This is a genomic window from Bacillus sp. R45, assembly GCF_021729365.1.
Classification (GTDB): Bacteria; Bacillota; Bacilli; order Bacillales; family Bacillaceae; genus Bacillus; species Bacillus velezensis.
Genome location: NZ_CP091421.1, coordinates 3810640 through 3825850, shown reverse-complemented (window position 1 = coordinate 3825850; position 15211 = coordinate 3810640). Strand labels below are relative to the sequence as shown.

The 15211-nt window shown below is 46.1% G+C and carries 13 protein-coding genes and 1 riboswitch; of the genes, 8 read left to right on the top strand and 5 right to left on the bottom strand.

Features of this window, described 5'->3' with window-relative positions:
• The first annotated feature begins 30 nt into the window (after positions 1–30).
• The 6 genes from L3V45_RS18970 to L3V45_RS18945 all read left to right on the top strand — a co-directional run bounded on the left by L3V45_RS18970 (position 31) and on the right by L3V45_RS18945 (position 6372).
• On the top strand, positions 31–1047 hold the full coding sequence (locus L3V45_RS18970) for an FUSC family protein (protein ID WP_213403688.1): 1017 nt from the start codon (positions 31–33) through the stop codon (positions 1045–1047).
• 69 nt (positions 1048–1116) lie between these two features.
• A complete protein-coding gene (locus L3V45_RS18965) occupies positions 1117–2133 on the top strand; it encodes an XdhC family protein (RefSeq protein ID WP_117614740.1) in 1017 nt (338 codons plus the stop codon).
• Positions 2130–2750, top strand: coding sequence for an NTP transferase domain-containing protein (locus L3V45_RS18960; protein WP_236837205.1), 621 nt, complete (start codon positions 2130–2132; stop codon positions 2748–2750). The genes L3V45_RS18965 and L3V45_RS18960 overlap by 4 nt, the downstream gene beginning before the upstream one ends.
• Before the next feature lie 5 nt (positions 2751–2755).
• Positions 2756–5086, top strand: coding sequence for a xanthine dehydrogenase family protein molybdopterin-binding subunit (locus L3V45_RS18955; RefSeq protein WP_213403686.1), 2331 nt, complete (start codon positions 2756–2758; stop codon positions 5084–5086).
• Complete coding sequence (locus tag L3V45_RS18950) at positions 5073–5915, top strand: FAD binding domain-containing protein (RefSeq protein ID WP_014306144.1); 843 nt, start codon at positions 5073–5075, stop codon at positions 5913–5915. Before L3V45_RS18955 ends, L3V45_RS18950 begins: the two co-directional genes overlap by 14 nt.
• Entirely contained in the window at positions 5908–6372 is a 465-nt protein-coding gene (locus L3V45_RS18945; RefSeq protein ID WP_071392502.1) for a (2Fe-2S)-binding protein, read from the top strand. Before L3V45_RS18950 ends, L3V45_RS18945 begins: the two co-directional genes overlap by 8 nt.
• Before the next feature lie 52 nt (positions 6373–6424).
• Here L3V45_RS18945 and fbp read toward each other — a convergent pair whose 3' ends face one another.
• Positions 6425–8350, bottom strand: a complete 1926-nt coding sequence (fbp, locus tag L3V45_RS18940; RefSeq protein WP_015387465.1) for a fructose-1,6-bisphosphatase — start codon at positions 8348–8350, stop codon at positions 6425–6427.
• 298 nt (positions 8351–8648) lie between these two features.
• Positions 8649–8729: riboswitch (glycine riboswitch) on the top strand.
• A gap of 145 nt (positions 8730–8874) precedes the next feature.
• Here fbp and L3V45_RS18935 point away from each other — a divergent pair.
• Complete coding sequence (locus L3V45_RS18935) at positions 8875–10221, top strand: amino acid permease (protein ID WP_060658651.1); 1347 nt, start codon at positions 8875–8877, stop codon at positions 10219–10221.
• Positions 10222–10312: 91 nt separating this feature from the next.
• Here the strand turns inward: L3V45_RS18935 and ahpF are convergent, their stop codons facing one another.
• Together ahpF and ahpC are read right to left on the bottom strand one after the other, a co-directional pair.
• A complete protein-coding gene (gene ahpF / locus L3V45_RS18930) occupies positions 10313–11842 on the bottom strand; it encodes an alkyl hydroperoxide reductase subunit F (RefSeq protein ID WP_007614902.1) in 1530 nt (509 codons plus the stop codon).
• A gap of 13 nt (positions 11843–11855) precedes the next feature.
• On the bottom strand, positions 11856–12419 hold the full coding sequence (ahpC, locus tag L3V45_RS18925; protein ID WP_004393188.1) for an alkyl hydroperoxide reductase subunit C: 564 nt from the start codon (positions 12417–12419) through the stop codon (positions 11856–11858).
• Between the two features lie 298 nt (positions 12420–12717).
• Between ahpC and L3V45_RS18920 the strand changes: the two genes are divergently transcribed.
• On the top strand, positions 12718–13404 hold the full coding sequence (locus L3V45_RS18920) for a VOC family protein (protein ID WP_236837204.1): 687 nt from the start codon (positions 12718–12720) through the stop codon (positions 13402–13404).
• Between the two features lie 36 nt (positions 13405–13440).
• Here L3V45_RS18920 and L3V45_RS18915 read toward each other — a convergent pair whose 3' ends face one another.
• Together L3V45_RS18915 and L3V45_RS18910 are read right to left on the bottom strand one after the other, a co-directional pair.
• A complete protein-coding gene (locus L3V45_RS18915) occupies positions 13441–13896 on the bottom strand; it encodes an RDD family protein (protein WP_004393190.1) in 456 nt (151 codons plus the stop codon).
• Between the two features lie 69 nt (positions 13897–13965).
• Positions 13966–15132: an MFS transporter gene (locus L3V45_RS18910; RefSeq protein WP_025853690.1), complete on the bottom strand. Its 1167-nt coding sequence runs from the start codon at positions 15130–15132 to the stop codon at positions 13966–13968.
• Positions 15133–15211 lie beyond the last annotated feature (79 nt).

Sequence of the window (15211 nt, the reverse complement as noted above, 5' to 3'; positions counted from 1 at the left end):
GTGGAAAAGGTTTCTGAAAGGAGGGGGCGTATGATGAAAAGTGAAAAAATTCAAAACAAAACATCTTTGGTTTGGAAGATGGCGATTGCCTCTGCGGTTTCTTGGGAAGCGGCAAAACTGGCGGGCTCTGATCACCCCTATTTAGCGCCTCTGTCTGTTATCTTATGTTTGCAGCCAACGATAGATCAGTCGATTCGTTTTTCTTTTCATCGTATTGCGGGAACTGCGATTGGGATCATGCTAACGTCCTTTCTTGTCAGTCACTTGCCAATGAATGGCTGGATGCTGGGGCTGTTCCTGTTAGGCGGTACTTACATAGCGAAGTGGTTGCGAATAGATGTAACGGTTCTGCATCAGGTAGCGCTCACCATTTTGTTGGTCTTTACGTTTGAACGGAACTCTAAAGATTATGCATTCGACCGAATCATCGATACGGTGATCGGCGTCATCATCGCCATTCTGGTTCACATGTTCCTTTTTCCGCCCGACTACACAAAAAAGGCAGCGGACTCTTTTCAAACATTGGCTCGTCAGCTTTCCGGCACACTTTCAGACCTTTCCAAATGGGTTCAATCAGAGTGGGGACAAGGAAAAGGGAACCTTATGGAATATAAAATGAACCATCTTCTGCAGGAGCTGCATATGACAAAAGAGATGCTGCAAACAGCCTCTGACAGCTTAAAATTCAACCCCGTCAGAAAAAAACATAAAATCATCATTTCAAGCTATCAAATAGAGATGCAAAAGTTGAACGCCGGATTTGAGTATCTATCAAATATAGTGAAAACGTTAAAAGAATGGGAAAAAGAAGGAGCTTTATCTTCAAGTGACAAAAGGGAGCTGGGGAATGATTTACAAGTGTTAAGTGAATACTTTGCGGGTTTTAAAGGCATACAGCAAGGTGAAACAGACAATCGGAAACAGAAGGAACAGGACGTGTTATTGGAATCTCTCCGCTCCGACATGCTGTCGCACCCGCCGCCCAGTCATAAGGTCTATAAAGACTCTTTTTTTTTAGAAACGAAGAAATTGCTGAAGCGTTTGTAATGTTTTCCGGAAAAAAAGAATACGGATATACAGATGCAGATATGATCAGGTAAAAGCGGGGGACATGAGATGGATGATATACACCGGATTTTGGATGTCATCGCCAATTCTAAGAAAGCTAAGGTACTGGCTACCATCATTAAAACAGAGGGGTCCGCTTATAAGAAAGAAGGGGCCTCCATGCTGATTTTAGGGGATAAAACAAGAGTCGGAATGTTATCCGCCGGTTGTCTGGAAGAAGATCTCGTTGAACGGTCGGAACAGGTCTGGACTGCAGGAGAGCCGTTGATTGTCCGCTTTGATATGAGCGCGGAAGACGATTTATCTTGGGGACAGGGTGTTGGCTGTAATGGTGTTTTGACGGTTTTACTTGAGCCTGTAAAAGGGGAATTGGAACGAAATCTGATGACAGTCAAGACATGCTTAGATGAAAAAAAGTCTGTGACCCGACTGAAACGATTCACTGAAACGTTAGAGCCGAAGGAAGATCTGTATATCGCTGAAGACGGCAGCGTGTTTGGAACCGGGGATGTGATGGAACAAGGCCGTATTCAAAAACTGAGACAGATAGAAAAGGGAATCAAAAGGGATGAACATACATCTGATTTATTTTTTATCCATCAGATGGTGCCAAAACCTTGTTTATACGTCTTCGGAGCAGGGGAAGATGCGAAGCCGTTAGTTTCTTTGGCAGCTGGTACGGGTTTTCATGTGACGGTGATTGACTGGCGTCCCGCTTTATGTCATCACGGGCATTTTCCTGAAGCCGGCCATTTGATTACGGGAGCACCGGAAGAAGTCATGGAAGGACTGAGCATGACAAAAAGGGATTTTGTTGTCATTATGACGCACAGCTTTCAAAAAGATCAGATCATTTTACATACAATAAAAAACGAGAATGTGTTTTATAAAGGCGTTTTAGGCCCCAGAAGGCGCACGGAGCGGCTGTTAGGCGGGGCAGAGATTCCGGCAGATATTCATTCCCCTATCGGCCTTCCCATCGGGGCACAAGGCCCTGAAGAGATTGCTGTAAGTATTGTCGGCGAGCTGATTCAAAAAATGCGAAAACAAAGGTCCCGCTTATGAAAACAGCAGCCATATACCTGGCAGCCGGTACAAGCAGACGCATGGGAACGGATAAGCGAAGTTTATTTCTCAATGGCGTTTCCCTTGGAAGTATGGCTCTTAAACATGCCTTGTTATCTGAATTAGATCATATTTTCGTTATTACGGGAAAGGGAGATTTACTGCATTGGCTTTCGGATTTTTTCTTTTTAGATCCCATGTCAAATAAGTGGAGCCAGGCAGAATGTGAGCAGGCGGGTAAGGGCCAAAGCCATTCTATACAATGCGGTGTAAAAAAAGCGGCAGCGTACGAGGCTGACGCCGTTATCATTCTCCTTGCAGATCAGCCGTTTGTCACCGCAGATATCATCAATACGTTAATTGATTCCTATCAAAAAGAGCGCCGTTATTCATTTATCGCCGCTGAAAATCAGCATCTTCCTATGCCCCCCATTTTATTCTCCAATCAATGTTTTCCGGTATTGCATCAGTTAAAGGGAGATCGGGGCGCCCGGCATGTCATCCGTGAAAGTATGATCAATATGGGAAAAATGATCAGCTTTCAAGACCCTTTGCTTTTTTATGACGTCGATACAGTTGAAGATTATAGGCTGCTGCTGAATAAATTCGGGGAGTGAATGAGTTGGAGTATATCGGGAAGAGTGTCATTCGGAAAGAGGCCCTTGAAAAAGTGACGGGTAAAGCGAAATATACGGATGATTTTCAAGAAACAGGGACGTTGCACGCAAAAATGCTGACCAGTCCATATGCTCATGCCGATATTGTGTCGATGGACTTTTCAGAAGCTTGGAAGATTCCCGGTGTGAGAGCGATATTGGGGGATGAACCTTTTCCGCTTGCAGGTGAGGAAATTAAAGACAGATCGCCGATTGCTTACAAAAGGGTCAGATACCATGGTGAGCCGGTTGCTGTTGTTGTTGCGGAAAATCCGATTACAGCTAAAAAGGCCGCGGATGCCATCAAAGTATCCTATAAACCTCTTCCCGTCGTCAATTCCCCCCGTGAGGCCTTTCAAAAGGATGCGCCGCTCGTCCATGAACATGCGGACCGCTATGAGAAGACAAAAGGTGTATTCCCGGTTCCGAAGACAAATATCGCAAACGTGGATAAGGTTAGAAAAGGAAATATTGAAGACGGATTTAGGGAAAGCCATGTGACAGCAGAATTCCAGATTTCCTTTAACCCTTCTGATCACGCTGCGATGGAGACAAGATGCTCGATCGCTGAAATTCGGGCGGATGAGGAGATTATCATTACCACATCCTCTCAAGCTCCTTTTGCCATTAAAAAATTAATGCAGTGGTATTTTGGAATTGAACCCGGAAAGGTTATCGTCAAAACGCCTTTAGTAGGCGGGGCGTACGGGGGAAAAGCAGCCGTTCAGTTAGAGGTGATTGCCTATTTGGCATCAAAAGCAGTCGGAGGCCGGCCCGTCAAATTGTTTAATACGAGAGAAGAGGATATGATCACATCTCCCGTTCATGTAGGATTGGATGCCATTGTCAAATTAGGGGCCACAAAGGATGGAATTTTAAAGGCGGCGGACATTCAGCTTTTATTTGATGGCGGAGCATACTCTGATAAAGGAGTGGACATCAGCCGGGCTGCGGTGGTTGATTGTACGGGTCCGTACGCTATCGACCATATATCGTGTGATTCATATTGTATGTATACGAATCATCCATATCCAAGTGCATTCAGAGGCTACAGCCATGCTGAAGTGTTATTTGCTTTTGAGCGGACGATGGATGTATTGGCGGAAAAGCTGAACATGGACCCGTTAGAACTCCGCTATAAAAATGCCATTCGCCCCGGTGACACCACACCGACTCAAGTTCTTCTCAATTCAAGCACGGTCGGAAATGTACCGAAATGTATTGAAAGATTGAAGGAATTAATGAATTGGGACGAGGGACAGCGAATTGAAATCGACGGCCGGAAGATACGGGCGAAGGGAATCAGCTGTATTTGGAAAACCTCAACATTTGATACAAATGCAACGTCCGGGGTTATTTTAACCTTTAATCCCGATGGAAGCATTAATTTGATGTCAGGGGTAGTGGAAATTGGAACAGGGACAAAAACAGTGCTAGCCCAAATCCTGGCGGAACGAATGAAAATGGATATAAGCAAAATTCATGTAAAAATGCTTGTAGATACACAAACAACACCCGAGCATTGGAAAACCGTGGGGAGCAGAGGGACGTTAATGGCCGGAAATGCCGTACTGAATGCAGCGGAAGAAGCCATTCGAAAGCTGAAGGACGCGGCATCATGTGTGTTGCGGGTTCCTGTCGAGGAATTGGAAGTGGCCGACGGAAAGGTTTATTTTATAGATCATCCTTCTGTACATGTTGACATAAAAGACATTGCTTACGGATATACGTTTCCGAATGGAAATACCATTGGCGGCCAAATCATTGCGAGCGGCAATTACACATTAACCCGGATGACGAATTTAGACCGGGAAACGGGAAGAGGAAAGCCGGGACCCGAGTGGGCTGTCGGTGCTCAGGGAATTGAAGTTGAGTTGGATAAGCGGGATTATACGTATCGGATTACAAAAGCCTATTCTGTTGTGGATATAGGAACTGTACTGAATGAAAAAGCTGCAAGGGGTCAAGTGATGGGCGGAATGAGTATGGGAATCGCATTCGGAGGAAGAGAAACCTTTGTCTTTGATTCATATGGCAGAGTATTAAATCCTCAGCTTAGAACATACCGCCCCCTTCACTATGGAGAGCAGCCTGAATATATCATTGAATTTGTTGAAACCCCGCATGAGATTGCGCCTTATGGAGCGCGCGGCGGCGGGGAACACGGACTGCTGGGGATGCCGGCCGCATTGGGAAATTGCCTTTCCGCCGCTTTAGGTGTCCAATTGAATCAACTTCCTCTCATTCCCGAACAATTATGGAGAACGCAAGAGGGGTGGAAAGATGATACCGTTTGATTTTGATTATTTTAAACCGAAGACCATTCAAGAAACAATCAATCTATTTCACTCGCTTGCGGCCGAAAAGAAAACACCAATGTATTATTCCGGCGGCACGGAAATTATCACGTTAGGAAGGCTGAATATCATCTATACGGATGCGGTGATAGACATGAACGCGCTTCCGGGATTTCAAACCATCCGCTTTTATGAACATGAACTGGTGATCGGAGCGGGTGTGTCATTAACGAAACTGGAGGAAGAAAATCCATTTCCGCTATTAAGTAAAACAGTAAGTGAAATAGCCGATCGGACGACTCGAAATAAGATCAGCCTGGGCGGAAACATTTGCGGGGGCATCTACTACCGTGAGGCCGTGCTGCCGTTGCTGATTTCTGATAGTTTGCTAGGGATTGCAGGGAGAGCGGGGATTCATTACCATCCTATAAATAAAGTATTTAACAAGGAAATACAATTGCAAAAAGGTGATTTTTTATTTCATATCGTTGTCGATCGAGCGTATGTTGACTTGCCATTTGTCAGTATCAAAAGAAGACAGCAGTGGAATGTCGGATATCCATTGGTGACAGTCTGTGCGCTGAAAAAAGATGATGAGATCAGAATGGCTTTCAGCGGCGTATGTCCATTTCCGTTTCGTTCTGCTGAAATGGAGGCTGTGCTTAACGATAAAAGCTATTCATTAGAAGATAGAGCGCGCAGGTCTTTACAGTATGTACCCAAACCCGTTCTTGATGATGCGGAAGGCTCAAGTGAATACCGAATATTTGTCTTGCAACATACAATTTTAGATGCCTTACGGGAATTAGAAGGAGGTCCAAATGTCTGATCCTATTACGTTGAAAGTAAATGGCGAGGAAAGACAGATGACGGTCAGACCGGCTGATACTTTGTTATTTGCTCTTCGTCTTCGTCTCGGATTAACTGGTGCAAAGCCGGGCTGCTTAAATGGGGATTGCGGCGCCTGTACGGTATTAACGGACGGGGTGCCGATGAAATCTTGCTTAATGCTTGCGGCAGAAGGGGAAGGAAAGGATATTACGACAATTGAAGGACTGATCAATACGCCGATTCAAAAGGCCTTTATTGAAAAATTCGCGTTTCAATGCGGTTATTGCACACCGGGTTTTCTCATGAATTGTCATGCTTTAGTGAATACTGAGCCGAATGCAAGTGATGACACGATTAAAAATTGGCTGGAGTCCAATATTTGCAGATGTACCGGTTATCGGGAGATTGAAGAAGCGGTTAAATCTGTTTTACATACAGGGAAAGGGACTTCTTAGTTCGCAACCGTAAAAAAAGAGCTCAGAGAATTATCTCTGAACTCCATATTCTTCACTTCATATAACGATACTCCCGCAGTTTCTCCAAAATCGCCACTTCTTTCAGCAGTTCTTCACCGACGTTTGTTTCTTTCACTTTCTTCCGCTCAAGCTCTTTGTCGACTAATCGTTTCACCGTTAAGACGTCGGTTCCGGTGCTCAGTACTTCGGCCTTGGAGTTAAAGTGTTTATGGGCGACGAGCTGCATGCCGTAGGAATTGTATAAGAGCGTGTAGCCGGCGATGCCTGTTGTGGATTGGTAGGCTTTGGAGAAGCCGCCGTCGATGACGATCATTTTTCCGTTTGCCTTGATCGGATCTTCGCCTTCGATTTCTTTTACCGGTGTATGGCCGTTGATGATATGGCCGTGATCAGGATTGAGGCCGAATTCCTTCAGGATGTTTCGGCAGGTTGCCTCGTCTTCACGCAAATAGTAATACGGGTTTTTCTTTTCTTTATGCGTTTCCTTCTCTTTAATGAAATACCGCTCAAAGGTTGTCATGGCCCGTTTTCCGAAGAGGGAGGAGTATTCGCCTGTCCATAAGTACCACGTCATATCTGTCGCCAGATCATCGGTTTCTTCCGGATGGGCAAACGCTTCACGTAAGAACCGTTCAAATACATCGAGCAGCTCACGGCCCGCATAAGCTTTATCCTCTATCATCATCGTTTCCATGCTGCCGTTTTCATCGACGGGAATACAGCCGTGAATCAACAGGTTGCCGTTATATTTCAGATACAGGCTGCCTTTTTTCATCATAAAATTCATATGGCGGCCCAGCTTTTCGGAGTGCTGGACAGAAAACAGCAGCTTGTCCATGACTTCTGCTTCTTCTTCTAGCAGCTCGTCAGGCTGTTTGGGATTCACCGTCGCAAAGCAGGTGTTTTCCAGTTGATACGTTTTTCCGTTCAGCGTAATTTCATTGCGGTCATAATCAATCTTTTCCAGTAACAGCCGTTCCTCCATATTAAAGTTTGGCCGTCTCTTAATAATCGGGCTCTCAAGCTTGAATTGGATCATCGCGATCGCCTGATGAATTTTTGTGATTTGTTTAATCTCATCTTCCGGTCTGTTTTCGTCCGCTTTCGGGCGGAAAGACGGGTTATCATCGTAATATTTTTCGGCAAGGTTCAATAGCGGCCTCAGATTGATGCCGTAAACGTCTTCAATAATATCCAGATTGTCATAGCGGGCACAGATGCGGATAATATTTGCCAGGCATACTTTTGAGCCGGAATAAGCGCCTATCCAGAGAACATCATGATTCCCCCATTGAATATCCACTGAATGATAGTTGATCAGTTCTTCCATGATTTTATCCGGCTGCGGTCCGCGGTCATAAATATCGCCGACAACATGCAGATGGTCGACCACCAATCGCTGCGTGCTGTAGGCAAGACCGGTGATCAGCTTATCGGCCTGGCCGAGCGCAATGATCTGTTCTATGATTTCGGAGTAGTATTGTTCCTTGTTGGCGGCTTGTTCTGTTTTGTACAGCAGCTCTTCGGAAATATAAGCAAATTGGGCGGGCAGTGCTTTGCGCAATTTGGAGCGGGTGTACTTGGAAGAACAATAAGAAACGAGCTTAATCATCCGATGAATCGTTTCTTTATACCACTCGTTTAATGCCTCTTTCGTATCAAAGCCATGTTTGATCAGCTTCAGTTTGTCTTCCGGGTAATAGACCAAAGCCGCCAATTCATCAATTTCTCTATCGTAAATGACGCCGCTGAAAATATCGCGGATCTTCTCTTTTACTCTTCCTGAACCGTTCCGCAGCACGTGCTGGAATGCCTGGTACTCCCCGTGCAGATCACTGACGAAATGCTCGGTTCCTTTCGGCAGGTTCAGTATCGCTTTCAGATTAATGATTTCCGTGACCACTTTTTCTTCACAATCGTATTTTTGTGCGAGCAGATCTAAATATTTGGTTTCCAATCTCGTCCATCCCCTTTTTATTTACGAGCAATTGTATGATAAAGTGAATTTAAAGTATGACATAATGTTTAAATGATTAGACCTTATATGATAGTACCGCATAACGCCTTTTTGAGACAATGAAAACGGAAGATACGGCGCTTCAGGCATCAAAAATTGGACCGGGATAACGCTGTGAGCGTATACCCCTGTTGACAATGCATTCAACTTCCATTAAAATAAAAAGTTAGCTGATAGTTATTTCTATCGGAAACTCAATACGTAGCAGGCTATGATTGCTGTGGGTCGCACTACAGCAGGAGCGGCTTCTGGAGAGACCGCGGGTTTTCCGCGGCGCCGAAGGGTTCACAATCTCAGGCAAAAGGACAGAAGAGTACCGAATATGTATTTGTCATGCTGTTGATTGTCAGCGGCGCAAATATAATTTGATATTCTTATGACCATGAGATTGGAGGGCATCCAATCTCTTTTTTTATTGGCTTTTTTTGCTCATCGTTCACTAGAGAGGTAAGGAGGAGTCAGATGTGGAGCAGCGAGAGCTAAAGAGGGACTTATCGAATCGGCACGTGCAGCTGATCGCTATTGGCGGCACGATCGGTACCGGATTGTTTTTAGGGTCCGGTAAGGCGATTCAGCTGGCGGGTCCTTCTATCATCTTTGCGTATTTTATTGTAGGTATTGCGCTTTTTTTCGTCATGCGGGCGCTGGGAGAACTGCTGTTATCTAAAGCGGGGTACCAATCATTAACGGATATAGCCGAGGCGTATTTAGGACTGCGTGCAGCGTTTGTCACCGGCTGGACCTACTGGTTTTGCTGGATTATGACGGCTATGGCGGATGTGATCGCCGTCGGTGTGTATGTGAAATATTGGTTTGATATTCCGCAGTGGATTCCGGCACTTATCTGTTTGCTCATTTTATTAGGGCTTAATTTGTTAACGGTTAAGATTTTTGGAGAATTGGAGTTTTGGTTCGCCTTAATTAAGGTAGTCACGATTCTCGCGTTAATTGTCATCGGGGTGGTTCTGCTGGTGATTGGGTTCAAAACGCATACCGGAACGGTTTCAGCGGCGAATCTGTGGGAGCACGGCGGCTTGTTCCCGAACGGATTTTCAGGCTTTTTGCTTTCATTTCAGATGGTGATCTTCGCCTATGTCGGTGTGGAATTAGTGGGTGTGTCGGCGGCGGAAACGTCAAATCCGAAAAAAAATATTCCGTCCGCTATCAATAAAATTCCATTGCGGATTTTATTTTTCTACGTCGGGGCATTGATCATTCTTTTATGTATTAACCCGTGGATGCAGCTGAATGCAACGGAAAGTCCTTTTGTAAAGACCTTCAGTCTGGTCGGCATTCCGTTAGCCGCGGGAATCATTAATTTTGTCGTATTAACGTCTGCCGCTTCTGCTTGTAACAGCGGGATGTTTTCAACAAGCCGGATTCTGTATAACTTAAGCAAAACGAAACAGGCGCCGGCAAGTTTTGCGAAGCTGAATAAAAATCATGTGCCGAGCCGCGCGTTATGGATATCGGTTATTGTGCTGTCAGCGGGCGCTCTTTTAAGCAAATTGATACCGGAAGCAGCCTTTGGCATCGTGACAACCATCAGCGCGATTTGTTTCATTTGGGTGTGGGGTGTGATTCTTGTCTGTCATATCAGATACAGGAAAACCCGTCCGGACTTACACGCAAGCTCGTCTTTCAAGGCGCCGTTTGCGCCGTTTATCAATTACGCCGTGCTGGCGCTGTTTGCCTTCATTCTGGTGATTATGCTGTTTGCGGATGCGACGCGCCCGGCTTTGCTGCTGACGCCGCTGTGGTTTATTGGATTGTTTCTTATCTATCGGGCGAGAGGGAGAAAGACAGATTGAATGACTTCAGACGGTGTACTGCTATGCAGTATGCCGTTTTAATATAAAAAAAGCGCTATCCTGCCGTGTAAGCAGGGTAGCGCTTTTTACATTAATTCCGGATCAAATAATCAAATGCGCCTAAAGCGGCAGTTGCACCTGATCCCATGGAGATAATGATTTGGTTGTACGGGCCGTCTGTGCAGTCCCCTGCGGCAAATAGGCCGGGAACGCTTGTCGCGCCGCTCTTATCGACGATGATTTCGCCGATGCGGTTGCGTTCGACGGTTTCGTCTAACCATTCTGTATTAGGCACGAGACCGATTTGGACGAATACACCTTGGAGTTCAACGTGTTTTTCTTCGCCTGTTTCACGGTCAACGAACGTAATGCCGTTTACGTTTTGGTCGCCTGTGATTTCTTTCGTTTGTGCATTTTTGTGCACAGTGACGTTCGGCAGGCTGTAAAGACGTTTTTGCAGGACTTCGTCTGCTTTCAGTTCAGGCGCGAACTCCAGCACAGTCACGTGATTGACGATACCTGCAAGGTCAATCGCCGCTTCGATTCCGGAGTTTCCGCCGCCGATAACGGCTACGTCTTTGCCTTCAAATAATGGTCCGTCACAGTGCGGGCAGTATGCAACACCTTTGTTTTTGAACTCTTGCTCACCAGGTACGTTGACATTGCGCCAGCGGGCACCTGTTGAAAGGATCACTGTTTTACTTTTCAGTACAGCGCCGTTTTCAAGTTCAAGTTCGAAGAGGTCTTTTTTCTCAAGGCGTTTCGCGCGCTGAAGGTTCATGACGTCAATATCATAATCTTTCACGTGCTCTTCAAGGCTTGCAGCGAGCTTCGGTCCTTCAGTCGCTTTGACGCTGATGAAGTTTTCGATGCTCATGGTGTCGAGTACCTGGCCGCCGAAGCGTTCAGCGACGACACCGGTGCGGATGCCTTTACGCGCCGTGTAGATCGCCGCGCTTGCGCCGGCAGGTCCGCCGCCGACAACAAGAACGTCAAACGGCTCTTTGTCGGCAAACTCAGACGCATCTGCGCCGCTGCCCATTTTCGCGAGAATCTCTTCGATGGTCATACGGCCGCTGCCGAAAGATTCACCGTTTAAGAAAACAGTCGGAACAGCCATGATGTTTTTGCTTTCTACTTCTTCTTTGAATGCCGCGCCGTCAATCATTGTATGTGTGATATTCGGGTTGAGCACACTCATCATGTTTAATGCTTGGACGACATCAGGGCAATTGTGGCACGTCAGGCTGATATAAGACTCAAAGCGGTATTCTCCGCTGATGTTCTTAATCTGGTCAATGACCTTTTGATCAGCCTTAGGCGCTCTGCCGCTGACTTGAAGCAATGCCAGCACTAATGATGTAAATTCGTGGCCGAGAGGAACACCGGCGAATGTAACGCCTGTGTCTTCTCCGGTACGATTAACGCTGAAGCTCGGTGTTCTGTTTAATTCAGTTTTTTCAACTGAAATTTTAGATGACATGGAAGCCAGTTCGTCAACGAGAGCCAGCATGTCCTTAGAAGTGTCATCGTCACCGGCGCTTACTTTGAGAACAATGTCGTTCTCAATTAGCTGCATGTATTGATTTAATTGTGCTTTGATATTTGCATCAAGTACCAATGGAATGCACTCCTTAGATTTTACCTACCAAATCAAGGCTAGGTGTAAGTGTTTCGCCGCCTTCTTCCCATTTAGCCGGGCAGACTTCACCTGGGTTTTGACGAACGTATTGAGCTGCTTTTACTTTGTTTACTAGGTTGCTTGCGTCACGGCCGATACCGCCTGCATTGATTTCAACTGTTTGGATAACGCCATCAGGATCGATGATGAATGTTCCGCGGTCAGCAAGACCAGTTTCTTCGTCAAGAACGTCGAAGTTGCGGGAGATCGTTTGAGATGGGTCACCGATCATTGCGTAAGTGATTTTGCCGATTTTTTCAGAGCTGTCATGCCAGCCTTTGTGTACGAAGTGAGTATCCGTAGAAACAGAGTATACTTCAACACCTAATTCTTTCAGTGCAGCGTATTGTCCTTGAAGATCTTCAAGTTCAGTCGGGCAAACGAAAGAGAAATCCGCTGGGTAGAAGCAGAAAACGCTCCATTGACCTTTCAAATCTTCGTTTGTTACATCGATGAATTCACCGTTTTTGAAAGCTTTTGCTTCGAATGGCAGTACTTCTTTTCCGATTAAAGACATAATATCTTCCTCCTGAAATGTGATTTGAAATATATTAAAAAGACAAAGCATTCACTTTATCTTTCAATAATAATTCTAATTATATATAGATTATTAAATAACATTTATTTTTTGTCAAGCTATATGGGGTATTATTTTCTGCTTTTTTTGCTTTAGACATTTAATAACGCCTGGTATAAGCGGTTTGGCGCTGCTTGTCATGTGTAGCGCCGGGCGAAAGGAGGATTCTCAATTGGTGAATCGAAACAGTAGGAATCACCCCCTCTATATGGCAGTATAAACCAAAGGGGGTATGATCATGCAAATAAATCACATTACTTTGTACAGTTGTGCGTTGGAGGAGACGAAACACTTCTATGAACGGGTGTTAGGTTTTCCTTTAATTGATGAGTCCGGTGATTCGTTTACCATCAAGGCGGGAGAAAGTGAGTTGGAATTCAGGCGCGCCGATTCTCACTCTCATCCGACGTATCATTTCGCGTTTAATATTCCGAATAATCGTTTTGATGAGGCGAAGGCGTGGATAAAGGATAAAGTCGTTTTTCAAACGGAAGATGGGGAGGATGAGGTGTATTTCTCCCATATTCAGGCGCGTTCCTTTTATTTTAAAGATCCGTCCAACAATCTGGCGGAATTCATCGCGAGAGGCACATCGCCGCCAAGCGCGGAACGTTTTTCGATTGAGTCCGTTCTGAATATCGGTGAGGTGAATCTGACGGCTGCCGAGGTGGTATCGACGGGGAAGGAGCTGCAGCGTTTCGGTATACCGGTGAGAGACGGCGCGCCTCTTAAGGAAAACGGGTTTCATTTTATGGGTGATTACAATGATGGGGCGTTTTTGCTTTTAGGGCCGAGCGGCCGCCGCTGGATTTTTTCTGATCAGCATGCGGAGTTCCATCCGCTGTCTGTCATTGTGAACGGGACGATCCGCATTGAGGCTGACGGAGAAGGCAGCATTGACATCAGGCGGGCACAGCCGTCATAAAAAAGCCCGGGCTCAAAAGGCCCGGACTTGGGGACATTATTTATAAACAACCCGGGTGCTGCACATGATGTCGTGCAGCGTTTTTTTCTCTCCGAAGGCACCCATGATGAATCCGATATAAAGAATGAGCTTGGATATGATATAGGCGAAAGCGCGTCCGAAGGCCTGGCCGATGGAAATGCGTCCGCCATCTTCATTGACGACCTTAAGGCCGAGCAATGCTTTTCCCAGGGTCCCCTGCATCTTTGAGGCTGTGAGCAGGCTGAAATATAAGATGCTGATTACAAAAGAGCTCACAAGAATCGGGATGACGCCGAACACCAGAAAAGAGATGTTAAACTGATTTTCGGTCATGAAGGGGTCAGCCGCCGCAACGCCTGCCGCAAATAAAAAAGAGACCATAAATTGTATGATAAAAATCGGAATTCCTATGATGATTTGATCAATGACGTAAGCCAGAAACCGAATCCAAAATCCTGCCGGTCTTTCCATGTATCCTTTTCTCTCCCTTGCTTTAATCTGGAATATTATACGTAAACATTCCGGATTTTGCAATGGAGCTTAAGCTTCTGCGAGCAGCCTCTTTCCCCATGCCAAGCGTCCCATGATCAGCCCGAAAGCCAGAAGGGCAAACATGATGCCGCACCACATCAGCTGATGGATTCCCAAATGTGAAATAAACCAGCCGCCCGCCGCCGTTCCGATGGTGATGCCGAGGTTGGAAAAAGAGACAAACAGGCTGTTGCCGAATTCAGGCGCCTCCTTTGCTTCCGCAGTAAGCCATGTCTGGCTGACAATGAGACCGCCGGAATGAACGGCGCCCCATACGAAGACGAGGACGGCCATCGGCGCGAAAGACGTCCCAAACCCGTATATGAGCAAGTAGGCGGCTGTATAAAGAAGCGGAAACAGGATGACGGTCTTTTTCATATTTTTATATAACAAAGCACCGAAGACGAAATTCCCGGCTATCATAATCACCCCGAAACTCATCAGCATGAAGCTGACCCATGTGCCGATCATATGGGACACCCGCCCGAGGTACTCCGCAAAATAGCTGTAGACAGAAAACATGGCCGCAAAGAGACAGGTGACGGCAGCGATATTGAGCCACAAAGCCGGTTTGCGAAGAATGCCGAGCTGGCTACTGAAAGACATTTTTTCTGTGACCGGCATGGATGGCAAAAAGAGAAGAATGCCCGTGAACGCGATGAGACTGATGATAGCGCCGAATAAGAAGGCGGCTTCAAGAGAGAGACGATCCGCCAGATAAGACGTGAAAGGCACGCCGAACGCAAAGCCGGCGGTGATGCCTGAAAAGACTTTCGTTACGGCTTTTCCGGATTGGCCGGCGGGGACAAGCCGGGCCGCGGCCGCAAGCGCTACAGAAAAGAACACCGGGTGGCATAAAGCCGGAATGATCCGAAACGCCAACATGACATTGAAATGCGCCGTATACGCGTAGACCGCATTTGAAACGGCAAACATCAGCACCGCTAAAAGCAGAATGTATTTCCGGTTTATACCTGAAGCAAGCAAGGTCAAAAACGGTCCCGACACAGCGACGATGAACGCGAAAATACTGACAAGCCATCCCGCTTTTGAAGCAGAAATATGAAATCTGTCCGCCACTTGCGGAAGAACGCCGATAATGCCCATCTCGGTCGTGATAATCCCGAAAACCCCTAGTGCCAAAAATAGAATGAAGATGGAGCTGCTTTTTTTCATTGTTATGTATGCCTCCTTTTATTTAACTACATATATAGAAAAGTAGATATGTTAGAACAAAAAAAGCCCTCCTTTCATG